This is a genomic window from Acinetobacter sp. SFA (assembly GCF_001647535.1).
GTDB classification, from domain to species: Bacteria; Pseudomonadota; Gammaproteobacteria; order Pseudomonadales; family Moraxellaceae; genus Acinetobacter; species Acinetobacter pecorum.
The window spans coordinates 152,888-178,007 of the sequence record NZ_LSZI01000017.1 but is presented as its reverse complement, the minus strand read 5'-3'; the positions used below and the strand labels follow the sequence as shown (position 1 = coordinate 178,007).

At 43.9% G+C, this 25,120-nt stretch carries 25 protein-coding genes; 14 read left to right on the top strand and 11 right to left on the bottom strand.

The features are described 5' to 3' along the window. The first annotated feature begins 55 nt into the window (after positions 1–55). Positions 56–388: a HopJ type III effector protein gene (locus AY607_RS09270; RefSeq protein ID WP_064094553.1), complete on the top strand. Its 333-nt coding sequence runs from the start codon at positions 56–58 to the stop codon at positions 386–388. 73 nt (positions 389–461) lie between these two features. Here the strand turns inward: AY607_RS09270 and AY607_RS09265 are convergent, their stop codons facing one another. Next, positions 462–1,025: a hypothetical protein gene (locus AY607_RS09265; RefSeq protein WP_064102400.1), complete on the bottom strand. Its 564-nt coding sequence runs from the start codon at positions 1,023–1,025 to the stop codon at positions 462–464. Positions 1,026–1,215: 190 nt separating this feature from the next. On the opposite strand from AY607_RS09265, the gene AY607_RS09260 reads away from it, so the two are divergent. Continuing rightward, positions 1,216–1,845: a class I SAM-dependent methyltransferase gene (locus AY607_RS09260; protein ID WP_064102429.1), complete on the top strand. Its 630-nt coding sequence runs from the start codon at positions 1,216–1,218 to the stop codon at positions 1,843–1,845. Positions 1,846–1,860: 15 nt separating this feature from the next. Here AY607_RS09260 and AY607_RS09255 read toward each other — a convergent pair whose 3' ends face one another. Beyond that, positions 1,861–2,439, bottom strand: coding sequence for a hypothetical protein (locus tag AY607_RS09255; RefSeq protein ID WP_064094555.1), 579 nt, complete (start codon positions 2,437–2,439; stop codon positions 1,861–1,863). A gap of 28 nt (positions 2,440–2,467) precedes the next feature. Further along, positions 2,468–2,935 carry a Holliday junction resolvase-like protein gene (locus AY607_RS09250; protein WP_064094556.1) on the bottom strand — a complete coding sequence of 156 codons (468 nt, stop codon included), beginning with the start codon at positions 2,933–2,935 and terminating at the stop codon, positions 2,468–2,470. Between the two features lie 124 nt (positions 2,936–3,059). Between AY607_RS09250 and AY607_RS09245 the strand changes: the two genes are divergently transcribed. The 5 genes from AY607_RS09245 to AY607_RS09225 all read left to right on the top strand — a co-directional run bounded on the left by AY607_RS09245 (position 3,060) and on the right by AY607_RS09225 (position 8,375). After that, entirely contained in the window at positions 3,060–3,704 is a 645-nt protein-coding gene (locus AY607_RS09245; RefSeq protein ID WP_064094557.1) for a ParA family protein, read from the top strand. Positions 3,705–3,793: 89 nt separating this feature from the next. Further along, complete coding sequence (locus tag AY607_RS09240; protein WP_064102399.1) at positions 3,794–4,963, top strand: AI-2E family transporter; 1,170 nt, start codon at positions 3,794–3,796, stop codon at positions 4,961–4,963. 132 nt (positions 4,964–5,095) lie between these two features. Further along, entirely contained in the window at positions 5,096–5,638 is a 543-nt protein-coding gene (gene sodC, locus AY607_RS09235) for a superoxide dismutase family protein (protein WP_064102428.1), read from the top strand. A gap of 130 nt (positions 5,639–5,768) precedes the next feature. Next, on the top strand, positions 5,769–7,952 hold the full coding sequence (gene yccS, locus AY607_RS09230) for a YccS family putative transporter (RefSeq protein WP_064102427.1): 2,184 nt from the start codon (positions 5,769–5,771) through the stop codon (positions 7,950–7,952). Positions 7,953–8,072: 120 nt separating this feature from the next. After that, the gene (locus AY607_RS09225; protein WP_064094560.1) at positions 8,073–8,375 is read left to right on the top strand and encodes a DUF3817 domain-containing protein; all 303 of its coding nucleotides are present in this window, start codon (positions 8,073–8,075) and stop codon (positions 8,373–8,375) included. 215 nt (positions 8,376–8,590) lie between these two features. Here the strand turns inward: AY607_RS09225 and AY607_RS09220 are convergent, their stop codons facing one another. The 3 genes from AY607_RS09220 to AY607_RS09210 form a co-directional block, all read right to left on the bottom strand. Beyond that, positions 8,591–9,820, bottom strand: coding sequence for an MFS transporter (locus AY607_RS09220; RefSeq protein WP_064102398.1), 1,230 nt, complete (start codon positions 9,818–9,820; stop codon positions 8,591–8,593). A gap of 193 nt (positions 9,821–10,013) precedes the next feature. After that, positions 10,014–10,391 (bottom strand): hypothetical protein, encoded by a 378-nt coding sequence (locus AY607_RS09215; RefSeq protein ID WP_064094562.1) that lies wholly within the window; start codon positions 10,389–10,391, stop codon positions 10,014–10,016. 142 nt (positions 10,392–10,533) lie between these two features. Further along, the gene (locus tag AY607_RS09210; protein WP_064102426.1) at positions 10,534–11,943 is read right to left on the bottom strand and encodes an FAD-binding oxidoreductase; all 1,410 of its coding nucleotides are present in this window, start codon (positions 11,941–11,943) and stop codon (positions 10,534–10,536) included. 354 nt (positions 11,944–12,297) lie between these two features. On the opposite strand from AY607_RS09210, the gene serA reads away from it, so the two are divergent. Both serA and AY607_RS09200 read left to right on the top strand, forming a co-directional pair. After that, the gene (gene serA / locus AY607_RS09205) at positions 12,298–13,530 is read left to right on the top strand and encodes a phosphoglycerate dehydrogenase (RefSeq protein WP_064094563.1); all 1,233 of its coding nucleotides are present in this window, start codon (positions 12,298–12,300) and stop codon (positions 13,528–13,530) included. 127 nt (positions 13,531–13,657) lie between these two features. Next, positions 13,658–14,524: an EamA family transporter gene (locus tag AY607_RS09200; RefSeq protein WP_064102397.1), complete on the top strand. Its 867-nt coding sequence runs from the start codon at positions 13,658–13,660 to the stop codon at positions 14,522–14,524. Positions 14,525–14,579: 55 nt separating this feature from the next. Here AY607_RS09200 and AY607_RS09195 read toward each other — a convergent pair whose 3' ends face one another. Further along, on the bottom strand, positions 14,580–15,725 hold the full coding sequence (locus AY607_RS09195; protein WP_064102396.1) for a hypothetical protein: 1,146 nt from the start codon (positions 15,723–15,725) through the stop codon (positions 14,580–14,582). Positions 15,726–16,036: 311 nt separating this feature from the next. Between AY607_RS09195 and AY607_RS09190 the strand changes: the two genes are divergently transcribed. Next, positions 16,037–16,915, top strand: a complete 879-nt coding sequence (locus tag AY607_RS09190; RefSeq protein WP_064102395.1) for an EamA family transporter — start codon at positions 16,037–16,039, stop codon at positions 16,913–16,915. A gap of 141 nt (positions 16,916–17,056) precedes the next feature. On the opposite strand, the gene AY607_RS09185 is transcribed toward AY607_RS09190, so the two are convergent. The 3 genes from AY607_RS09185 to truB all read right to left on the bottom strand — a co-directional run bounded on the left by AY607_RS09185 (position 17,057) and on the right by truB (position 19,341). Continuing rightward, entirely contained in the window at positions 17,057–17,524 is a 468-nt protein-coding gene (locus AY607_RS09185; RefSeq protein ID WP_005248295.1) for a hemerythrin domain-containing protein, read from the bottom strand. A 134-nt stretch (positions 17,525–17,658) separates the two neighbouring features. Then, positions 17,659–18,423 (bottom strand): sulfite exporter TauE/SafE family protein, encoded by a 765-nt coding sequence (locus AY607_RS09180; RefSeq protein WP_064102394.1) that lies wholly within the window; start codon positions 18,421–18,423, stop codon positions 17,659–17,661. Between the two features lie 12 nt (positions 18,424–18,435). Then, a complete protein-coding gene (truB, locus tag AY607_RS09175) occupies positions 18,436–19,341 on the bottom strand; it encodes a tRNA pseudouridine(55) synthase TruB (protein WP_064102393.1) in 906 nt (301 codons plus the stop codon). A 170-nt stretch (positions 19,342–19,511) separates the two neighbouring features. Here truB and AY607_RS09170 point away from each other — a divergent pair, with 170 nt between their 5' ends. The 4 genes from AY607_RS09170 (at position 19,512) to AY607_RS09155 (ending at position 24,100) form a co-directional block, all read left to right on the top strand. Beyond that, positions 19,512–20,540 carry a lipase secretion chaperone gene (locus tag AY607_RS09170; protein ID WP_064102392.1) on the top strand — a complete coding sequence of 343 codons (1,029 nt, stop codon included), beginning with the start codon at positions 19,512–19,514 and terminating at the stop codon, positions 20,538–20,540. A 390-nt stretch (positions 20,541–20,930) separates the two neighbouring features. After that, positions 20,931–21,941 carry an esterase/lipase family protein gene (locus tag AY607_RS09165; protein WP_064102391.1) on the top strand — a complete coding sequence of 337 codons (1,011 nt, stop codon included), beginning with the start codon at positions 20,931–20,933 and terminating at the stop codon, positions 21,939–21,941. A gap of 84 nt (positions 21,942–22,025) precedes the next feature. Then, positions 22,026–22,997, top strand: a complete 972-nt coding sequence (locus AY607_RS09160) for an esterase/lipase family protein (RefSeq protein ID WP_064102390.1) — start codon at positions 22,026–22,028, stop codon at positions 22,995–22,997. Positions 22,998–23,131: 134 nt separating this feature from the next. Further along, positions 23,132–24,100 carry an esterase/lipase family protein gene (locus tag AY607_RS09155; protein WP_064094572.1) on the top strand — a complete coding sequence of 323 codons (969 nt, stop codon included), beginning with the start codon at positions 23,132–23,134 and terminating at the stop codon, positions 24,098–24,100. 523 nt (positions 24,101–24,623) lie between these two features. Here the strand turns inward: AY607_RS09155 and rplS are convergent. Beyond that, positions 24,624–24,998, bottom strand: coding sequence for a 50S ribosomal protein L19 (rplS, locus tag AY607_RS09145; protein WP_005101283.1), 375 nt, complete (start codon positions 24,996–24,998; stop codon positions 24,624–24,626). Positions 24,999–25,120 lie beyond the last annotated feature (122 nt).

The following is a 25,120-nucleotide window of genomic DNA, read 5'->3' as shown; positions in this document are numbered from 1 at the left end:
GAAAATTGCTATATTTATCGCATCGAATTTTCATGAATGGCACAGGAAAAACAGCATGGCACAGGATTTATTGGCCCAGTTAGCGGCAGGCGAAGCAAAATTTGCAGATGTGATTGCATATATTGACTCGCGCTATACGCATACACCAACTGCATTTAAAAATGGCCAGCAAAATAATACGGCTACAGAAAACCAGGGCAGCGCCAAAGTCTTTTCTTTTGCACAACTCAATGGTCTGGATCAGGCACAGACCTTAAGCCTGTTTGCTGAGCATTATGCTGCTGTACTGGCGACGCCAGAGTCGACCGATCATCAGAATATCCGCCAGTTTATGCTTAATGGGTGGGATGGAATTACCTTTGAAGGTCAGGCCCTAATTGCAAAATAAGTCTTCAACAGATAAAAAAACCGTTCATAGGAACGGTTTTTTTAGGCATCTCAGCAGTATGCTGGATGTCTGTTTAGCTCTTACCAACTTTTTCTATCCACTGAATGGAACTGACGCGGAAAACTTCACAAGCACCATCCCCCGTATCGGTCGGGGTTAAAGAAGATGTCCAGACCAGATCTTTATCCCGAACTTCAACCAGCTCCCCGTGCATACGCACCAGATCGCCACGCTTCACCTTTTTGATTGCCTTGGCAATTTCAGGATTGGCGGGAATGATATGCATATTGGACACCATCTGCTTGGCTTGTTCTACCGGTACCGGTACCCGATCCATTTTCCAGTTCAAATAACGGTCATATTGATTCACGGTGATATGCCGGGCAATTTCAGGCTCAGCAAATAACCCCCAACTGACTGCATAATCAATCGGAGAGAATTTGGCTTGCGGATCAGAACTATAAACCTTAGAACCCAAAATACGGAAATCACCTTTAAAAGGCTGCAAGACCGAAATTGACTGACCTTTGACCACAGGAGGCAAACCTTTGGCAATATTATGCTCAACAGAACTGTAGCCAGAAATAGGCAGTAACAGGCTGGCGAGCAAAGCATAATGTTTAAAGTGTTTGAACATAATTTTTAATCTAATCCTAATCAAGTTGCTTAAACGTTTTAAGGATATCTTCTTTGATCTTACGTATTTTTTAATGAATAAACAGTTGAACTTGGTAACAAACTGAACAAATTTGGTCAGCTCGGGATATGCCGATTATTTTATTTTCGGTTAAGCTAGAACAAATTCTCATCTCATTAAAATGGCCCGGATGCTGTATAAAATTTATCAACAACATATCTTTCCACATCTTTTAAATCAGGTCATGCAAACCCCGGCTTTGATGGACTTACGCCGCGAATTGCTCTTGGAGGTGTCAAATGAAGTGCTGGAAATTGGTTTCGGTACCGGGCTGAATCTGCCGTTTTATCAACTGGTTGACAAGCTATATGCGTTGGAACCGAATGCTGATATTTTCAAACTGGCAGAAACGCGGATTCAGCAGGCTGCGTTTCCGGTTGAGCATATTCAGGCCAGCGCAGAAAATTTGCCTTTTGCAGCGAATAGCCTGCAACATGTGGTTTCAACCTGGACACTTTGCAGTATTCCAGATCTCGAACAGAGCTTAAAGGAAATTTATCGGGTGCTACAGCCGGGTGGTACTTTACATGTAGTCGAACATGTGCTGAATCGGCAAAATTTAAATATCCAGTGCCTGCAACATTTACTTACTCCTATTCAAAAGAAAGTCGCAGATGGCTGTCATCTGAACCGCGATATTGAAAATGCCTTGCTGGAAACCGGTTTTGAAATAGAAAGCTTGAATTATATTGATGCGGCAGGTCTACCCCAGATTGGTCAGCATATGCTGTTGGCTCGACTGCGTAAGTCAAAAGACTAACTCCCTCTGATCTTTTTAGTGATGTTGAATCTGAGTCACTCGCAGTAACTGGCAATGGCCACGATATTTAGAACCTGTACCCACCGTAAATTCTTGTCCAGTCGTGCCTGAATGAACGGTAACCAGATCACCACTAAGAGTAATTTTCTGTCCTGGTTTTAACCGGCGAATCTGATCGGCAATTTTTTCAGTGGCAGCAATCAGACTGAAATGCTGTACATGCGTATTGATGAAGTTATGATCCGCCTCGCTGATTTGTCCTTCAACCTGATAACAGCGTTTTACTTCATCAAACTCCAATGTTGCCTGCATGGCTGGCAACGGCTGAGTCAGCAACAGCACATCAATATTGCTGAGATAGGCCAGATCATTAAAACTCCCCACCACAGGACTCGCCTGATGCAGAACCCGACGGGTGGGTTTTACAAAGCGCTGATCATGCACAATATAGATTTCTGAAATATGCTTGACCGGTTCTACTTTAAAATTTTTAAGTACGCCTTTTTCTTGCAGATGTGGAATAGCACGAAAAAACTCATTCCAGACCCAAAGTCCAAGTATAAACAGCAGTGCAGTGATCAGTAGTTTTTGCATAGTTTTTTTATTCTGCATGAGGTTTGGATTAATCCTCAAAATCAATCCGAACAGTTTCAAAACGTACCCGTCCTTCCTGAATCGATCGGGCAATGGCTTGCTGGCCTTTGGTCAGACGTGCACCTCCACTTTTAATATCAATCAAGACGACTTCAATATCTTCGGCTGCGCCTTCCCCGTCACGAAAATCGCTATAGCCGTCAAAGACCACATAATCTACCGGATCGCCCAGAAACTTAGCATCACTCGGCAGATATTGAAATTCCGGCATGATCGGTGCGAGCTGTTCAGCCATTTTGCCTTTGAGAACGGCACGGCTAGTATTTACACTGCGCTTTTGCGCGGCAATGAGGGATTGCTGATGCTCCAGTTCCAGCTCGGCGATATACTGCTCATATTCGGCCTTGATCCGTCCGTTGCGTGTCTGACTTAAAATAATAGTGGTCAATACCACCCCGATACATGCGCCAATCAGCATGGCCATCCATATGGACATTCAATCTTCCTAATTTACTTGATTTTTATAACATCGCATTCGACTGAAGTTGAGGATATCGGCCATTTGCATACTTGAAAAGAATGATATGCTAGGCTGGAACAGAATAAAATCACCTTGAGTCATGAAAACAATTTTAGTTGCGAATCAGAAAGGCGGTTGTGGTAAAACCATGACAGCCATTAGTTTGGCGTCAGCACTCGCACAAAAGGGTTATACGGTGGCATTGGCCGATGCCGACAACCAGAAATCCACATTGCAATGGCTTAAGCACCGCCCGGCACAGGCGGCACCTATTCAAAGTCTGGACTGGCGCAATAGCAAATCCATTGGTGATGCTCCCAAGCAGATTGAATACCTGATTATTGATGCACCAGGTGCGTTAAGTGACGATCATGCGGAACAGCTGGTCAGTGAAGCACATGCGATTATCATCCCGATCCAGCCTTCTTTTTTTGATATCGATTCAACCCGCCGTTTTCTCAAACATTTACAGGACATTAAACGTATCCGCAAAGGCAAGGTCGAAATTTTGCTTCTGGCCAATCGCACCAAAGCAAATGCAGCCAGCAATCAGGATATACAACAATTTTTTGACAAAATCGACCAACAGCCGGTGGCCTGGATTTCGGAACGCGCCCCTTATAGCCGTTTAGCGATGGAAGGTCTTTCAGTCTTTGATAAACAACAAAAAATTTACCGGGAACTGCAGGATCAATGGCAACCGGTACTAAATGCGATTATTGATGATCCAAGTCAATGGTTTTGAGTCAATAGACTGAATCAGGCTGCAGCTCTTGGAAAATAATCACGCTACTTGGCAATGCAGCATTTTCGATCGCTTTTTTTTCAGTTAATATGCCTGAACACGACCTAAAAAATGAGTCATTAAATTCAGTGCAACAATACGCGCCTATATTACAAAAAGTCTTATTATTTGGATTGTTCTTTATCCTGATTTTTTTGAGTTTTCATATACTCAAGTATTTCATCATTCCTGTAGTTTGGGCGGCAATTATTGCCTATATGACTTGGCCCCTGTATCAGTCAGTGTTACGCATGTGTGGCAATCGCCCGACACTGAGTGCGACCCTGATGATTCTGGCCGTGATTCTGGTATTTGGTCTTCCGTTTATTTTTGCTATTTTCATGTTGCAGCATGAAGGCCGTAACCTGTATATGGAATTGCAGCGACAGGTCTTTTCCGGTCATTTGAATGTACCTGATTTTATTCGTGGACTTCCGATTGTCGGCAAGGAGATCAGCCGAACCTTAAATGAAATCAATACCGATCCGCAGAGTATTGCGCTGTCGGTATCGACCTGGATTCAAGGGCATTTGAATTATGGCAAAGTGGTACTGAACGAAGTCAGCAAAAATATATTTAAATTATGTTTTGCCATACTTTCGCTGTTTTTCTTCTACCGGGATGGCCAGACTATTTTAAATCAGGTGCGTAAAGCCTTTGAAATGGTGGTCGGACCACGTGTGCATCATTATTTTTCTACTATCTCTGCCACTACCCGGGCGGTGGTCTATGGGGTCGGTTTAACTGCAATTGCCCAGGCCCTGCTGGCAGGTATGAGTTATTTTGTTGCAGGGGTTCCAAATCCGATGGTTTTAACCATTGTGACCTTTATTTTTGCCCTGATTCCTTTTGGTCCACCTCTTGCCTATAGTTCGGTCGCACTGTGGCTGTTTTCGCAAGGACAAACCATTGAAGCTATCGGAGTCATGGTTTGGGGTGTCTGTGTGGTCAGTACCGCCGACAACGTCATTCGTCCCCTGGTAATTTCTGGTGCAACGCAGATTCCTTTCCTGCTGATCATGTTTGGAGTGCTGGGCGGTATTGCCAGCTTCGGTCTGGTGGGGATATTTATTGGCCCGGTGATTCTCGCTGTACTTCTGGCTATCTGGCGTGAATGGTTACATGAAAGTAATATAAATGAACCATTAATGATGCCTAAAGCGACCCTGGCACATGAGATTGATCCGGAAACAAAAGAGACACCGCCCAAAGCACCTTAAAGCACCTTAAAGCATATATTTAATCGACTTAAACAAAACAAAACATTTAAGTACTGATTTTATATAGAGCTTCTGGTCTTGCTCTGTTTAAATGATTTCACCAAACAGAATAAAGATCAGGATGCCAGAATCATGTCTTCATTGTTTAAAATTACGACACTTTGCGCGTTAAGCGCAGCACTTTTTACCGGTTGTGCCTCAACCTCTCCATCAAACGAACTTGTCAGAGCAGTGACTGTAAATGCAGTAACTGCTCAAGGTGTAGGCCAAGAGATTGGTACCGTATTACTCAGTGACAGCCCAGCTGGTCTGGTCATTCGTACTAACCTGAAACAGCTTCCTGCAGGTGAGCGCGGTTTCCATATTCATGAAAATGGATCATGTGCACCTGCAATGAAAGATGGCAAGATGGGTGCAGCACTGGCAGCAGGTAGCCATTACAATCCGAATCAGGCACCACATCACGGTACGCCAACAACCGGTCACTTAGGTGATTTACCAGCATTAAAAGTTAATACTGATGGAACTGCGCGTGTCACCCTGCTTGCACCACGCCTGAAACTGGCTGATGTTCAGGGTCGTGCCATTATGGTTCATGCTGGTGGGGACAACTATTCCGATACCCCATTACCATTAGGCGGCGGCGGTGAACGTATTGCCTGTGGTGTGATCTAAATATACCTTCACGCCAATGACCATATAGAGAAAACGGGCAATATGCTCGTTTTTTCATGGATTTTTCTTTTATTTTGGCGTCTAAATTGCATTCAGAACTTTGCGTTTTTACTTTCCGGATCCTGTCCCTGTGAATGCTGCCCGACCTGCGACTGCTATTTTTGTTAAAATTATAAAACCTGTCCTGCTGCCCTTTCAGTCCAGTGCGCTGATGACTTATTGCCTGCAGATCCTGCTGGTGTTTTTAGGTACTACTTTCGGTCTGAAATTTCTGGGTTATGAGTTCTTGATCGTTCCAGTAACTTTAGGGGCAATTGCCACTGCGCTGACTGATTTTGATGACCGGCTAAGCCTGCGTTTGCGCAACCTGTTACTGGTCATCATTCTGTTTTTTAGTGTCAGCAGCATTCTGGAATTTCTTGCTCCGCATAAATTCTGGTTTGCACTGGGGCTATCGCTATCGAGTGCGCTGTTTATTCTAATGGGTGCCTTAGGCCAGCGTTATGCCACGATTTCATTTGGCACCATTTTACTGTCAGTCTATACCATGTTCGGTCTGGGCGAATATCAGCACTGGTATGAACAGCCACTTTATTTTGTCATTGGGGCGCTATGGTACGGCCTGACGTCTATACTATTTTTTCTGCTGCGTCCTACCTTACAGGTTCAGGAAAATCTCGCACAAAGCTTGCAGCACATGTCGGATTTACTGCTGAGTAAAGCCAAACTGTTTGATCCGGACCAGCATCCGAATGTTGAAAACCTGCTCTATGAGTTGTCCCTTAAAAATACTTTAGTCATTCAGAGTTTTAACCGCAGCAAAGATTCGCTATTGACCCGGCTCAAAGCTTCGCGTGCCAATCGCAATACCATTTACTGGCTGAATCTGTATTTTCTGATGCAGGATATTCATGAACAGGCCACAGCCAATTATCTGCATTATGAACAGATCGAACAGCATTTTAGCCGCACTGACCTGATTTTCCGGATTCAGAAAAATATCCGTCTGCAAGCCCTTGCCTGTCAGCATCTGGCAGGCTGTGTGCTGCGCAATGAAAAATTTTATCTGTCTGCAGATGATGAACTGGCATTAAAACATTTACAGGAATCGATGCAGGACTGGATTACCCAACACCCACAGAATATTGAAGTTAAAAATTTACAGCTTATTCTGGCCAATCTGCTGAGTGTACATGAGCAGTTACAACACCTGCATGATCAACAGGCACTGTATAAGCCACGCTATCAGCAGCATTTTGATGACCTGAGCCTGTTTGATGATGATATTCGCGATAGCACAGATCTCTGGCTGAAACTCAAACCACACTTGAGTCCGCAATCGGCACTCTTTCGGCATGCGGTGCGGATTGCCATTGTGTTTCTAGTCGGCTATGCCATTTCATTATTGCCCTTTGCGAAAAATGGCTACTGGATTTTACTGACCAGCCTGTTTGTCTGTCAGATCAGTTATTTTGCCACCAAAAGCCGGCTCAAATTGCGGACCCTAGGAACATTATTGGGGGTCATGCTGGGCGTTCCCATTCTGTATTTTGTGCCAAGTGTCGAAGGTCAGTTACTCCTGACAGTAATTTTTGGTGTCGGTTTTTTCTATCTACGTTCCAAAAAATATGCCATGGCCACTCTCATGGCGACCCTGATGGTACTCCTGATTTTTAACCTGAAAGGTGCCGGTTATGCCATTATTTTACCGCGTATTATTGATACCCTCATAGGCTGTCTGATTGCATGGATGGCAGTAAGCTGGATCTGGCCTGACTGGAATTTTCGTAATATTTCTAGCAATATTAAAAAATCATCGCTTGCTACACTGGACTATTTTGCTGCAGTGGTCGAACAATATCAAAACGGTAAAGATAACAGTATTGCTTACCGGACTGCACGGCGTCTGGCCCACAATGCACAGATTGATTTATCCAGCATGATTTCAAGCCTGAGCACCGAACCGAATCCAGATCCGCAACTGGTTAAAAGTGCCTTTCGCTATCTGGTCTATAGCCATAGCCAGCTCAGTTATATTGCAGCATTGGGGAGTCACCGTGAGCAGGTTACTGATACACAAATTCTGGATTTAATGCGTTGGTGCAAGCAAACCTTAACTGGGGTATTGCTGCAACAACAGCCTTTAGATACCTATGACATTGATCATAAACTGGCAGAAATTCAACGCTTAAGTACACAGGAAAACCTCTCAGCACATCTGCTTTTGGTGCTGAAACAGATCAGTTTATTGCTGGAAACCTTACCGGAATTACTAAAATTACGTCATGAATTACTAGGTGCCGAGATTAAATAACCAACTGCTTTACTTGGTTATAACTTATTAAAAATATTGAATATATCTTTATTATTAAGATTCAATATTCAGGTGATATTCGGTACACTCAAAACTAATTTGGTTAAATCAATATGTATTATGAACATCAAAACTTTGCGTCTGGTCGGTTTGCTTGAAGGGATTTCATTCCTGCTGCTGTTATTTATCGCGATGCCAGTGAAATATATGATGGATAATCCGATTCTGGTCAAATATGTCGGTATGGGGCATGGGGTACTGTTTGTGCTATTTCTGGTGGTTTTATTCGCGGTATGTGAAAAACAGAAATGGTCTCTCAGCATGTTTGTGATGGGTTTAATCGCTTCGATTCTGCCTTTCGGTCCATTCCTATTTGATATGAAACTGAAGAAGCTAGAGCTACCGGTAGCGGAAGAAGCTTAATTGCTCCCTCTCTCTAACTCTCTCCCACAGGGAGAGAGGACCTTGAATATCTATCTATTCTTCATTATTAATTCTAAAAACCATTAAATTTAATGAAAATTCCCTCTCCTAAGCAAGTTTTAAAGTACCGCTTTTAAAACGAAGCGCAAGTGAGGGCTAGGGAGAGGTAAATTTCTTAGAAAATAATCTTTAAGCAAAAAATAAATTTTAAAAAATCAAAACTCTCCACGCTCCTGTCTTTCCAGCATTAACTGTTTGAGTTGCATGCGTGGCAAAGTAAACCAGAGTGCAATCAGAATCAAAGAGGCAGCACAGTAGGCCCAGATATCGTAGGTTTCATATGCCATTCTTACTGCTTCAATGACCACAAAAAAGCTGAGCATCAGGATAATAGAAACCGTCGCGGCCACCGTGCCTTTGGACACTTCTGAAGACATCAGTGCAAAACGGTAAAGTACCGAAAAACTTACCCCCTCACCTAGACTGATACAAGTGGTGCCGATAATCAGACAATGAACAAAATACTCTGGAATCAATAAACCCAGCATCAATAAACCGGCACCCAACAGCATCAGTGGCAGACCCAATAATACGGTTTTACCCAGCGGCATTTTATCGATAATTTTCAGCAGAATCAGATTACCTGCAATCAGGCCGCCCAAGACTGGAAACTGCGCCAGACCATATTGCACACTACTGAATCCAAATTGCTCGACCAGAATCACCGGTGACAAGGCAATCCATAACATCAAAGGCAAACTTACCAAAGGCAAGGCTACAGTCATGATCACAAAGCGTTTATTTTTTAGAACCTGTTTAAAGTCATCCAGAATATAGCTGACCGGCTGTCTGGGAATACTGACGTTCAGGTTTGGCATTTTAGCTTTCAGGCCGAACCAGCTCAGAAATGAAAGAAATGCGATCCCGATAAAACCCCAATGCCAGGAGATGTGATCAATCATAAAGGCACCCAGCACTGGTCCTAGCAAGGGTGCCAGCAAAGACACATTGGCCATCAGTGCCATGACTTTGATGGCATCACGTTCTTCAAAGCTTTCCTGAATGGCGGCATAACCTACAGCGGTAATAAAGGACAGGCCAAAGCCCTGTAAAAAGCGCAGAAATAAGAAACTTTCGATATTGGGTGTTAATAAAATAGCCAGACAGCTGATGGTAAAAAATGCCACACCACCAAGCAGTACCGTTTTACGTCCAAGACGATCGGACAAAGGTCCCAGAATCGCTGCGACAAATGCCCCACCCAACAGGAAAAAGGACATGGAGGATGGTGCCCATGAACTACTCACGCCAAAATCACGGGTAATCGCCAGCATGGCCGGCTGAATCAGGTCATTACAGATATAGACGGAGAATTCAAACAAGACCAGTGCCAGCGGGAACATGAGTGTGGCACGGGTCAGTTTTTGGGTCTGGATATTTTGCATGGGAGTTTTTATTGTCAGTCTGCCGGATGAAGCAGAATGAGCTTTATCTAAAATAGAAAGCAGGAATTTTAGCAGATGAGATATTCAAACGCTCTGAATAAATATAATTGATCGTAGAGATAATCTTCCAAAACAAAAAAGCGCATCACTTAGATACGCTTTTAACCAAAATCTGTCTAAAGATCAAACACTATTATGGACAGACCGCTTTCTGGAAAGTTTTGGTATTTGCCCCACGCATGCAACGATAGGACCTGTCAGTATTATCCAGCTTCCAGCTCCCGTTTTTACGGCTAAAATAGTAAATGGTCTGGACTGAACGCACTGAATCGTCCTTTAAACGGGTTTCAGTTACTTTGACCTGCCCAATGGTAGGTGTCTCCGCCTTATTGAAGAACTGGCGCAATTCAACCGTCGCCAGTTCCTTACGCAAATCCGGTCTCATTTTCAAAACCTGTTCCAAGGGCGTATCTGAAGAAGACTGTACTTTTGCAATGACCTGTTGCGTGGTGGTACAACCCGACCCCATCACACCGAAAGCTAAAGTTATGACTGCCAATATCCGTAACATATTGTTTAACCCCAAATTGTCATTATTATTCCAACACATCATGCCGAGCTTTTGAATCGAAGACTATTTAGACTCTGTAACTGTATTTACACAGCAATAAAAAAGCGCACCTTTCGATGCGCTTTTTTTTAATTTCGAACAATTAAAGATCGAAAAGTTTACCCGGGTTCATGATGCCCTTTGGATCAAAGACTTTTTTCAGGGCTTTCATATATTCAATCTCTTCCGCAGAACGCGAATATTCAAGATATGGCTTCTTGGTCATACCTACACCATGTTCCGCAGAAATTGAACCGTCATATTTTTTCACAGTATCAAAGACATACTTGTTCACGACCTGACATTTGGCAAAGAATTCATCTTTGCTTAAGTTTTCAGGTTTCAGGATATTCAAGTGCAGGTTACCGTCACCAATATGACCGAACCAGCAGATTTCAAAATCAGGATAGTTCTCGCTCACAATCGCATCGATTTCTTTAATGAATGCAGGAACGTGCGTGATCAGAACTGAAATGTCATTTTTATATGGAATGAACGGCGCAATAGATTCTGAAATATCTTCGCGTAAACGCCATAAGCTTTCTACTTGATCAAGGCTTTGGCTCATCACGCCGTCCAGTACCCAGCCCTGTTCCATACAGTGCTCGAAGATTTCCATCGCCTTGTCCATAATCGGTTCAAACGGCGCTTCAAACTCAAGCAACACGTAGAATGGACATTCGGTTTCAAATGGACGCTGTACATGGCCATTGGCCAAGACTTTTTGCATCGCCAGTTCACCAAAGAACTCGAATGCGGTTAAATCAATTTTCGCCTGGAAGGCATGCAATAACGGCATGATTGCATCAAAATCAGGTACACCCAGAACCATCACTTGCAGGTCTTGTGGTTGACGCTCTAATTTAATTTCAGCTTCAGTTACTAGACCCAGCGTGCCTTCACCACCGATGAATAAGTGTTGAAGTGCGTAACCGGTTGCATTCTTGATCATGCCCTTGTTCAAGCGAAGGATGTCACCTTTACCGGTTACCACAGTCAGGCCGAGTACCCAGTTACGGGTCATGCCGTATTTAATTACTTTAATGCCGCCAGCATTGGTCCCGATATTTCCGCCGATTTGTGATGAACCTGCTGAAGCAAAGTCAACAGGATAGTACATGCCCTGTTCTTCAGCATAGTTCTGCAACTGTTCAGTCACCACACCTGCCTGCACGCGTACCATACGGTCTGCCGGGAAGAATTCCAGAATCTGGTTCATCTTGTCCATGCTCACCACGATCTCGCCGTTGGCTGCAACTGCACCTGCGGAAAGACCGGTACGGCCACCCGATGGTGTCACTGCAACATTGAACTGGTTGGCCAGTTTTACGATGTCTTGGACCTGTTCCGTTGAGGATGGAAAAACAACGACTGACGGGTTTGGATCAAAGTGCTTGGTATGATCGCGACCCCAATTCTGGAGGCTATCCGTATCGGTTTTAATACGGTTTTCACCCACAATTGCAGTCAATTGGGTCAATAACTCAGGGGTTAAAGCGACTGGAGCATTCATCGTTTGCAGACCTAGCATGATTTAAACAAGAAAGACTTCGCTGGTTCATTTGCACATTTTTTATGCATAAAAACATGGATACAAATCAGGCGAAACATGCTGATTAAAGCACCAAAAATGGGAGCTTAAACAGCATGGCGCAATATTATAAGCTATTTTTTGGCGTTTCCCTGAAAAAATGACAATTTTGATAATATACCTTTGAAAATGATGGTTTAATTCAACCAGTTCTATCATTTTCACTACTATCACTTGCAAAAATAGCTGATATTGTAGCCATCAAGGAAATGTATAACCGCCCCATTCCTGTGCTATCATACCGCGACTAAATTTGGCCTTTGTAGCGGAGCCGTAATGAGCCAACATCTTTCTCTACCTAAAGATAAAATCCGTTTTCTATTGCTAGAAGGCGTTCACCAGAACGCAATCGATACATTGAATGCAGCTGGATATACCAACATCGACTATCGCAAAACAGCGCTCGAAGGCGAAGCACTGAAAGAAGCGATTAAAGATGCACACTTTGTCGGTATTCGTTCCCGTACTCAATTGACTGAAGAAGTATTTGAAGCCGCGAACAAACTGATTGCAGTAGGCTGCTTCTGTATCGGTACCAATCAGGTCAATCTTGATGCTGCAATGCGTCGCGGTATTCCGGTATTTAATGCACCGTATTCAAATACACGTTCAGTTGCTGAACTGGTATTGGCAGAAACTATTCTTCTTCTGCGCCGTGTACCTGAAAAATCAACAGATACACATGCAGGTGGCTGGAACAAATCGGCTGTCGGTTCATTCGAAACACGTGGTAAAACTTTAGGTATCGTAGGTTACGGTTCAATCGGTTCACAACTTTCTGTACTGGCTGAAAGTCTGGGCATGAAAGTAATCTATTATGATGCGGTGACCAAATTACCTTTAGGTAATGCACGTCAAGTCGGCTCTATGGGCGAATTACTTGCCAATGCAGACGTGGTTACTCTACACGTTCCGGATCTGCCATCTACCCGTAATTTCTTTGGCAAAGAACAGTTTGCGCAAATGAAAGAAGGTTCAATCTTCCTGAATGCGGCACGTGGTACATGTGTCGTGATTGAAGATCTGGCAGATGCGATCAAGTCTGGTCACATTGCGGGTGCGGCCGTAGATGTATTCCCGAAAGAGCCGAAAGCAAATGGTGAAGAATTCGTTTCTCCACTACGTAACCTGCCAAACGTGATTCTTACTCCACACGTGGGTGGTTCTACCATGGAAGCTCAGGCGAACATCGGTCTGGAAGTGGCGGAGAAATTCGTTGCTTACTCAGATAAAGGCATGACCCTTTCTGCGGTGAACTTCCCGGAAATCGCGCTTCCATTGACTGAGGGCAAACACCGTCTTCTTCACATCCACAAAAACATTCCAGGCGTATTGTCCAAGATCAACAACCTGTTTGCCGAACACGGCATCAACATCTCTGGTCAGTCTCTGATGACTAAAGGCGATGTAGGTTACCTGGTCATGGATGTCGATGCGACTGCATCTCAGGAAGCACTGGAAACACTTCACAACGTTGAAGGCACAATTCGCGTACGCGTATTGTTCTAATTCAGATTTTAAAAAAGCCACAGTCTTCGAGCTGTGGCTTTTTTTATTGCTTCAAGGTTTTTAGGTTTAAGCCTGATCCAGCGTTTGCTGTGCTCCCGCTCTTCGAGTCATCGAAACAAATTTAGTCATGCCAAATTTTAAAATTGCACCAGTGGTGCAAGCACCGCTGATTTTGCTAATCGCCATGATCAGTATGCAAAGCAGTGGTTCCTTTGCCAAATATCTGTTCGGTCAGTTTCCCATTCTGACCGTTTCAGCCATGCGCCTGCTCCTCGGCGCATTGATTTTGGCACTGATTTTTAAAATCTGGCAAATTAACTTCAAACAGGTGAAATGGTCAGCGATTATCAGCTATGGGCTAGCTCTGGCTGGTATGAATATGCTGTTCTATCTGGCGATTGATCGCCTGCCTCTCGGAATTGCAGTTTCTTTTGAATTTATTGGCCCCTTAAGTGTTGCCCTGTTCCACGCCCGACAAAAGTTCGACTTTGTCTGGGTTGGAATGGCAATTCTGGGACTGGTGTTGCTGTTTCCTTTTAATCAGGCCACACAACAGCTTGATCCGATCGGAATTCTATTTGCCTTGGGTGCAGGTGCCTGCTGGGCACTGTATATCGTCGCTGGACAGAAGCCTTCCGGGGTTTCCGGCAATCATACAGTGTGTCTGGGAATGTTTGTCGGCATGCTGGTGCTGATGCCAATTGCACTATTTACAGGAATGCCAGCACATACTTTTGAACCGATGAGCTTGCTGTATTTTGTCGCTTTGGCTGTGCTGGCCAGTGCCCTGCCTTTTACGCTGGAAATGATTGCCCTGCGAAATTTAACTGCCTTGAGTTTTGGGACCTTGATGAGTCTGGAACCTGCAGTTGCAGCGCTTTCCGGTTTCGTATTCCTGGGTGAAACCTTATTATGGACCCAATGGCTGGCACTCGCTACCATTATTAGCGCTTCAATTGGCTGCACGGTCACGACTCAAAGACAAAAAACTTGAATAAAAATAAAGGCGCTAGAGCGCCTTTATTTAAGATAGCTGTATTAAAATGCTTTTAACGTGGTGTGGCGTCTTTAATTGCCGTATTCAGTGCATTGGCTGCTGCAACATTGTAGCCATCACAACCTGAAGCGAGCTGATCATAACTGTATTCTGTCCATTTGATCATTAAAGAGCTTGCATCTTCTGCCTTTAATCTGTCCAAGGCAACCTGTCTTGATTGGGCAATATAATCGTCATGATCAATATGTTCCCCATGTTCCGAGAAGGCACTGTCATAAATTCCTCCCTGATATTCGATCGCACCGAAATATTTGTAATATTGCATGGCAGCATCTTTATATTCTGCCTTTTTATATTTCAAACCAGCCATGGTGCCATCTAGAATAGTTTTTGCCATCTCCTGGACAGAGGCTTGTGCCTGCCATTCAGCCAGTGTGGTATAGCGAGTTTTTTCTACCGGGTTAAATTCAATATATTCTTCTTCAGGGTGTTCAGCCAGAAGACGGAAACATTTAGACCCATTCGGGAACTTGCGGGCCTTCTGCAAATCAATAAAATTGGTCGCAAAGGCATTATAATACTTGCGGTCAGCTGCTGTGGCGCTATCACTGTTAAACAAGGTTCTGGTCTCAGTATCCTCATACATTTTCACCCCGGCAATATTGGTACGCTCAGTTAATGCTTTGCCTGACAGATCGTACCATGCTATGTGACGATGATTACTGATGTTGTTCTCCGGTATGGTTACAGGACGGCTCTTGAATTGAGTTGTCGTATTTTCCAGTACTTTTTCCAGCTTGTAACCTAAGGCTGTACGGTTCTGATCTGCAGGGAATACACCTTTGTCTGTGACATAAGTCGGAAAGACCATGTCATCTTCAACATCATATTCAGTATCCACGGCACTGTTATCATCCGCATATAATATGCCGTCAGTAATTTTATTTTTATGACTGGCCAATAGAAGTTTTTTCGACTCCATCTCTGGGGCTTCAGCATTCGGCAGGTTGAACTGGTAGTTATAGAATTCCGAAACCGTGTCTGATGCGCCATCACCCGGAGTAGGATTATTCGGATTACTAGGATTGGTCGGAGCCGGTGGGCTAGGAGCTGGTGTATTATTATCAGAATTATCAGAGCCTCCACATGCTGCAAGCATACAGCTTAAAATGGCGCAGGAAAGTATTCTTAATTTCATTATTATCTACCTTATTATTTTCATTGTTATTTTAATGCCATCCCGAATCGGGATCTAAGACATTTTAATAAATATAAAAATAAGATCAAATTAAAAATTGATTAATTTGTAATCACACCTCAGCTCGCTTCAATTTTGAAAAGCTGATCCTCATGGATTTGATCAAGCCAAAAACCCGGATGGATTGAGTCCAGATATTACTGGACCCTGATAAAATATTGCTCTGCCCTACTCATCAAAAATTAACCATTTTGCTATAATCCCGCTTTCTTCCATGTCCCGATTACACCTTTCTGGTGTAAGTAACTCCCATGCCAAACGCCCAACTCCTTGCTGTGTTGTACATGGTTTTATCCATGACCTCGTACCAGATCAGTGCATCCTTCGCCAAGCAACTTTTTCTGGTCCTTGACCCTATCACAGTGACCATTTTAAGACTCTGTTTTGCAGCGATCATTGTCGGCGTGATGTTTCGTTCCTGGAAAATCATTCAGCGTTTGCCTTTTTTGAAATGGCGGGATTTACTCTGCTATAGCGCCGCTTTAGGCGTAATGAATATCCTGTTCTATATGTCGCTGGGCAAACTCCCCCAAGGGATTGCGGTAGGGCTAGAATTTATTGGTCCGCTCGGCTTGGCTCTTATTTCGATTCAAAACCGCAAAGATTATGTCTGGGTAATGCTGGCAATGCTGGGTATTGTACTGATGGTGCCATGGGGACAGGCCAATAGCAGTAATTTCGACCTGCTCGGCGCCGCCTGTGCTTTAGGTGCGGGTTTATGCTGGGCATTGTATATTTTCTTTGGCCAACGTGTGGTGCAGCAAAATATCGGCATGCATGCACTGACTATTGCGATCAGTATTTCAGCCTTATGCCTGTTACCGATCGGACTGTATAACAATGCTCCTGCCTTGATAGACACCCAGTACTGGGGCAAGGCAATTAGCATTGCTGTACTGGCAACAGCCATTCCTTATGCTCTGGATTTAAAGGCACTTCAGCATTTGAATAAAACCAGCTATGGTACCTTGTCCAGCCTGTCTCCGGCTTTGGCCGCACTGGCCGGTTTTGTACTATTAGGCGAAAAAATTACGCTTCTTCAGACCGTGGCACTGATCTGTATCATGCTGGCATCAGTCGGCGTGACGGTACGTGCCGCCCGTCAAGGATCGGCAGAAAAGAATACCTAAAAGGCTTAATTGGAATTTGAAAAACTAATTAAATATTCTATCCATTCTGTGTTTTTACTTGCTTTGAAAGAAAAATATAGAAGGCATAAAAAAGATGGTACTACTGCCATCTTTTTTATTTATTCGACTTGAATTTAAAGCTTAGCTTTGTACCAGCATATCTTTTTTCATGTCTTTATAACGCTGGTATTCATTCTGGTACTGCACTGCTAAAGCAGTCTTCTGCTTTTCATCCAGAATTTTACCGGCCTGCTGGAAGAAACCATGTTCCTCTTCTTTTAAGTGATGATGCACCTTTTCGGAAAGTTTTTTGGCCATGGCAATCCAGCCCGGATTACTCAATTCAGTTGCAGTTAATTCCTCGATCATTTCATCCATTTCATGATGTTCGGCCAAGGCATGGCGGGTAATATTCAGGCCCGAATCAGTCATCATCAAGGGAATATAAAAATAACGGTCTTCCGCAGCTTCATGGGCAAATAATTCATTTTTCAGTTGCTTGAACAGCTCGCGGCGTTCTGGTGTATCCCCGGAAGTCTGTAATAGTTTTTCTGCAAGATCACGCTGAATCTCATGACTCTCTCTTAATGCTTCAAAAATAGTCGTCATTCCGATATTTCTCCGATTGTTTTATTTTTCATATCATTGATTCTAGAAGATTTTCAGAACAGGTTCAGACGCAGTTTATACAGTGATTTGTTAAGAAATTTTAATATCGAGAATGATTTACATCGGGTTTAGATCTAAAAAAACATCTGGTATGCCATCCGGCAAATCAGCAGACTGACCAGAATCAGGAATAAAATCCGGATAAAACCACTGCCATATTTAAATGCCAAACGCACCCCGACCAAGGAACCACAAATATTGGCTACCGCCATCATTGCCCCGACCATAAACAGCACATTGCCACTGGGAATAAAAAAGCTTAAGGCGGCCAGGTTGGTGGTGAAATTGGCAATTTTCGATAAGGCCGATGCATGCAGGAAGTCGACGCTTAAATAGCGAATAAAAAAGAAAATAAAGAAACTACCGGTGCCCGGACCAAAGATACCATCATAAAAGCCAATCACCAGACTGCCCAAAGCGGCCAGAATCAGCATTTTCCGATTCAGTTTTTGTTCGGTATGCACCTGGCCAAACTGTTTTTTCATTAAGGTATAGATTGCGATCACGATCAACATGACCAGCACAAAAGGCTTAAGTATCTCGACTGGAATTAGCGTAACGCTGGCTGCACCAATAAAAGAACTGACAAAACTGCACAGTGCAATCACGCCCAAGAGCAACCAGGGCAGTTTTACCTGACGCAGATAGGAAAATGCCGCAGAAGCGGTGCCACAAATGGACGCGAGTTTATTGGTGCCAAAGACCGTAGCAGGCTGTAAATGCGGTAAAGTCCCCATAATTGCCGGGATCTGGATCAGACCACCACCGCCCACGGCAGCATCAATCGCCCCTGCAAAAAATGCAAAGACAACCAGACTGATGATGATCTCAATTTCCATATATTGACTCGATTAGAGGTTTAGGACGCGTTTAGGTACCAGACGTTTTTTGTCAGTAATTTCTGCCAGACCCAGACATTTCTCACCATCAAAAACCAGTACCTGTTCAGCTGCTTCATGTTCGATATTACTTTCCATGCCGCGGCTAAAATATTCTGCACGACCTTCGGGTATCTGCACTTTTGGAAAATGATCAACCGGTGCATAGGCCGGCAATAACAGTGCATCACGCTCTGCTTCGCTCAGGCTTTCCAGATATTCAATGGTATAACTCGGAATCAAATCAAAATGGCCGGTTTTGATGCGATGCAGATAAGTCAGATGGCCATAAGTTCCTAGCGCTTTGGCAATATCTTCCCCCAAAACCCGGATATAAGTACCTTTAGAACAGGTAATATCCAGCGTGATACTGTTTTCCGTAAAGGATAAAAGCTCAATCGCTAAAATGGTAATCGGACGTGCTTCACGTTCAATCTCGATACCTTTGCGCGCCAGTTCGTATAAAGGGCGGCCTTCCTTTTTCAAGGCAGAATACATCGGCGGCACTTGCTGGATATCCCCGATAAACTGTGCCAATGTGTCCTGAATCAAGGCTTCCGAGAGTTCAGGAACTGCTTTTTCCAGAAGCACCTCACCTTCCACATCGCCCGTGGTGGTGCTATGCCCCAAAAATACGGTCGTCTGATAACGCTTGACCGAATCTAATAAATAATGCGAAAACTTGGTCGCCTCCCCCAAACACACGGGCAATAAACCGGATGCCAGCGGATCCAGCGCACCAGTATGGCCGGCTTTTTGTGCACGGTACAACCAGCGGACTCTTTGCAATGCGGCATTAGAACTGATACCCAAAGGCTTATTGAGCAGGAAGACACCACTGAGATGACGACGCTGAATTTTAGGAGATGATGCTTTCATGGCAAAAAATCAGACATTTTATAAATTGGCGCCATGGTAAAACCCTGTGAGATGATTTACAACTTTTCTATAGTCTCTAATGATTTTTATAGCATATTGAGCCGGCTTGAATATCTAAAAGCTTGAACATCTAAAAATAATGAAATAACGAGAAAATAGGTGCATAGGATATGCAGAAATATAAAATATGGATCATTCTGGCGTTGCTGATGCTGTGCATCCTCATGCTGATCTTATGGCTGTCTCCAAAAGAAAATACCCAGGCAGATACCGGGACAAAAACGCCTGTAACTGACACTCAGGCAGAGCAAACCGCACTCTTGGTCAATGGCCCTGCCAATGCAGCTTTCCCCAGTGCCAGCCAACAAGATACCGAAATTAATTGTCAAATGCAGTTAGATGCCAGCAATCGTCTGATCGTGAATGAACAGACCCGCAACTGTTTCGAATATTTTATTACCCAGTTTGGTGAAAAAAATCTGCAGCAGATCCAGCAGGATTTTAAAGCCTATATTCGCCAGAATCATAAAGAACCGGCACTCTCGCACATTCTGGATTTATGGGATCGTTATATCCAGTATCGTGAGGGTTTGGGCCAGCTCACTGCACCGACTGGGCTGAATCAGGAAGATCCTGCCTATTATCGTAGCATCTATAACAGTACCCAGAATTTGCGCCAGCAGTACTTTTCCAAGTATGAAATTGAAGGCTTGTTTGGCACAGAAGATGCCTATCATGAATATACCCTGGACCGGATGAGTGTATTGGCAGACAAAAGCTTGACTGAGACTGAAAAAGCCCAAAAGCTCAAAGCACTGTTTCAGCAGCTCCCGCAGGACTGGCAGGAAAACCTGGAACAACTGAATAAACTGGAAGATCTGCGCAAACTCACCGCAGATATTAAAGCCCGTGGCGGTTCCCGTGATGAAATCCGGCAGATGCGGATTAATCTGGTCGGCCCTGAAGCAACACAACGACTAGAGCAACTGGATGTACAACGCAGCGACTGGAAAAACCGGGTGACGGGCTATTTAGATGAACGAGATCAGATTACTCAGTCCGGCATGTCCGATACAGCAAAAAAGCAAGCCATTGCCCAGCTGCGTAGCAAGCATTTCAATACACCGCAAGAACAGCTACGGGCAGAAACCTTTGAACAGGTCCATGATCAAGGGGCCAAGTTACTCTTCGCGGATTAAATCCAAAAGCCATCACCTGTTGATGGCTTTTTTATGACCTCAATATTTAAGACTTAATTGTTGTGCTAAAAACAACTCCTAAGAGTTGTTTCCAAATATTTCTTATTTACACAAAATAACCCGCACGAGCTTTTTGTATTTCAGCCACTTGTAATTTAAATACATGTGTAAATAAAACATATGCTTACAATGTAAAAACCTCCTGTCCTGCATGTCCTGAAATGACATGGTTTAAACGCTTTGAAATGAAAAAATACCTCTTTTTAAAAAGAAAATTTGCTCAGCCACTGAAGGCCAGAACTGTATTTTCATCTTCTGATTTTGTGGCTTGCAGCACTTTATACAAAGCAATGATTGCTTGAATAACGATAAAATTAAAAAGGGACAGTTATGCGTACTTTTAGTAAGACAGCACAGTTTATGACTGTAGCTTTAATAACAACGCTGGGATTAAGCTTTTCTGCACAGACCCAGGCCGCAGCGAGTGCAACCCAAGTCATCGAAAAGAGCAGATCCGACTATGCCAAGACCAAATATCCGATCCTGATGGTGCATGGCTGGTTAGGCTGGTCACGTATTGGCACCGATAGTATCGGGCTGGATTACTGGTATCAGATTCTGCCAGATATGGCTCGTAATGGTTCAACCGTGTTTGCTGCACAATTATCACCGGCAAATACAACGATGCATCGCGGGGAACAACTGATCCATCAGGTTGAAGAGGTTCTGGCAATTACCGGCAAGCAAAAACTGAACTTGATTGGCCATTCCCATGGCGGACCAACAGTGCTGTATGTTGCAGCGACCCAGCCGCAGTATATTGCGTCTATCACTGGCGTTGCAGGAACCTACCATGGCTCCAAAGTGGCAGATGATATTCAGAATAATCGCCTGACCCGTACCGCCTTTAACATTTTAGGTGATTATATTATTGGTCCATTGATTGCACTGGGCCAGTTTAAACCTGAACTGGAAATTGATTTTGATGCTTCCATGAAATCCCTGACCCAGACCGGCTCAAATACTTTTAATGCCACAGTGGCGCAGCAGGTGGTCAAAGATGGTGTATTGGCGTCCACAGAAAACTGCAATAAAAATTTAAAACAGAAAGACAGTAAAGGCATCCATTATTATTCATGGACAGGTGTAGCTCAAGCCACCAATGCCCTGGATATTGATACAGTTCTGATGCAGCTCGGCCCTTTATCTTATGGCAGTAAAGACAATGATGGCATGGTGTCACGCTGTAGTGCATTTATGGGCAAGGTCATTCATGACCAGTACAAACTCAATCATACGGACCTGGCCAACATGATGTTTGGTCTGAAGGGTATGTTTGCACCCGATCCGGTCGCCCTCTATCGCCAGCATGCCAACCGGCTCAAATTAGAAGGTTTATAACCCCAGAGTGCCTATATTTCAGCTGAGATATAGGCTTTTTTCTGATTATTTTTTATTTGACCTATCCGTAATCGGGAAGCTGCAATGAAAAAAATAATATCGTACTTAAGCTTTTTGCTATTGGTTTCCCTATTAACTGGTCCTGTGCAAGCCGCGGCATTACAGCAATATAAAAGCAATTTTGTCCTCTCAAGTTATGCCAGGACAAAATATCCGATGGTCTTTGTGCATGGTTTTGGTCTGGGTTTTAACCGGATTGGAACGGAGAGCATCGGTCTGGATTACTGGTATCAGATTCCCCAGGACCTGAGCCGGCATGGTGCACGGGTATTTTCTGCCGAATTGTCTGCTGTTGCATCCAATGAACTGCGTGGCGAACAGCTCTTGATGCAAATTGATGAAGTACTGGCACTGACAGGTCAGAAGAAAGTCAATCTGATTGGGCATAGCCAAGGTGGCCCAACGATTCAATATATCGAGGGCGTTGCACCGCATAAAGCCGCTTCTTTAACCGCCATTGCAGGCGCCATGCAAGGCACACCGGTTTTTGTCAATGCCAGCCAGACACCTCTGCTTGAACCTTTTATTCATGCCATCGGGACAATTCTGGGCCACAGCATGAATCTGGTTACAGGCAACCAGTATCCGGTCAGTATGATCGAGGCACTGCAAGCCATGAACCCAGAGGCAATTCAGGCTTTCAATAGAAAATATGGTTCCGCTGCCATTCCCCAAAACTGTCAGTCACAAGGCAGCAAACTTACACCCAATGGAGTTTACCATTATTCCTGGATGGGCAACCGCCAAGGAACCAATTCCTTGGATGCGATTGAATCTACAGTCGTGACTTTAGGTAGCAGTTTTCTGAAAGGAGAAGCCAATGATGGTGCCCTGCCACTGTGTAGCGGACGCTATGGCCAGATCATCCGTCAGGACTATGCCCATAACCATTTTGATGAAGTAAACCAGTTTTTCGGCATTTTGGGGGCCTTTGCGCAGGATCCGGTCGCCCTGTATCGCCAACATGCCAACCGACTCAAACTGCAAGGCTTATAAATCACTCATCTTTATGAATAGATCATCTCTATTAATTAAAAAAACTTAGGAAACTAAGTCCCTGCTACAGAGGGGAACTTTAGGCAACTGGATGAGGATCATCCTGTTAAAACAACAAACGTGAGGAAAATATAATGAAATTCGGAATATTAATCACCGGCCTGCTGCTGGCAGGTACATGTCTCAGCACCCAGGCATCCACCCAGGCCAGTCAGGTCACAGCAAAAGCCAGTTCACAATATGCCAAGACCCAATATCCGATTGTCTTTGCACATGGGATGGCGGGTTTCATCCGGATCGGTACTGACCAGTTTGGACTGGATTACTGGTATCAGATTTTACCGGATCTGGCGCGTAATGGCGGCAATGTCTGGGCAACCCGTGTCTCACCTTTTAACTCATCGGAAATTCGTGGTGAGCAACTTTTAGAGCAAGTAAATGAAATTCTGGCCATTACCGGTGCAAAGAAAGTCAATCTGATCGGTCATTCGCATGGTGGCCCGACCATTCGTTATGTCGCAGGTGCGGGGAATGGAATAGTTGCTTCCCTGACTTCCGTCGGTGCTCCACATAAGGGCTCCCCGGTTGCAGACCTGATCCTGCAAGCAGAAGGTACACCGATACAAGGGCCTTTAGTGGGTGGCATCAACCTGGTGTCTAAGGCCATCACCTGGGCACAAGGGTTAGACCCGAACAGTTTCCCGCATGATTCTCTGGCTGGTGGTCGCAGCCTGACCCTGGCAGGATCTGCGCAATTCAATCAGAAATATCCACTGGGTATGCCGACTACCACCTGTGGTGAAGGTGCATATCAACAAAAAGGTATCTACAACTATTCATTCACAGGTGTAGGCCAAGTTACCAACCCGCTCGATCCTGATTCAGCACTCAAAGTTACAGCCCTGCTCATTGATGGCGGCAAGGAAAATGATGGTCTGGTCTCCCGCTGTAGTGCCAAATTCGGTAAAACCATTCGGGATAACTACAACTGGAACCACCTGGACGAAGTGAACCAGTTACTCGGGTTAAAAAATGTCTTTGCTCCAGACCCAGTCGATGTTTATCGCCAGCATGCCAACCGCTTAAAACTGCAAGGTTTATAGAGCTACACAAGCCTCTATTCATCCAGAGGCTTTTTCCATCTTATTTTTCGCTAAATTTTTTCTTAAAATTTACTTGTTAATCATGATTAAACTGCATATAAAATATTCATCAAATATAAAAAGAACTGTGAAATAAAATAAATGCAGATACGTTCTATAGAAATCAAAAACAGATTTAAAAGAATCTGCCCCTGTTGCAAACGAAAAGTGATTAATCCTTTTCAATTTAAAAAATATGAGCCTTATTATTGCCCCTCTTGTCATCGACATATTATCGCAAATGTATGGATCAGTATTTTACTGGCTATCACACAATGTTTTATTTGCATTCAACTTTTTAATGCAGGATTCCAGTCTTGGGGATATTTTGTATTATTCCTGATGTTTCTGCATAAAATTTTCTTGGATATTTTGGATGCCATGATCTTGCCTTTGCAGGAACATTTCGAATAAATCTAAATAAAAATCAGGCATAAAAAATGCGCCCAGAGGCGCATTTTTTTCACTCGTATAAAGCTTAAAATTAAGCTTTAGTTTTACGAGCTGGTAATTTTTCACGAATACGTGCAGCTTTACCAGACAATTCACGTAGGTAGTAAAGTTTAGCACGACGAACGTCACCACGACGTTTCACTTCGATACCAGCAACGATTGGAGAGTGAGTTTGGAATACACGCTCAACGCCAACACCGCTAGAAATTTTACGTACTGTGAACGCAGAGTTCAAACCACGGTTTTTCTTAGCAATTACAACGCCTTCGAACGCCTGTAAACGCTCACGCTCGCCTTCTTTTACTTTAACTTGAACAATAACTGTATCACCTGGTGCAAAAGCAGGGATGTCTTGTTTCAATTGTGCGTTTTCAATTACTTGAACTAAAGGATGCTTACCGCTCATGGGGTATCTCCAATATGTGCGAGTCAGAAGAGGTCTGATCATCGCTGGGTATAGAGGCTAAAGCGCATACACCCGATTATCTTTCCCTTTATGGTTGACCATCTCAACCATAAAGAGCCTAT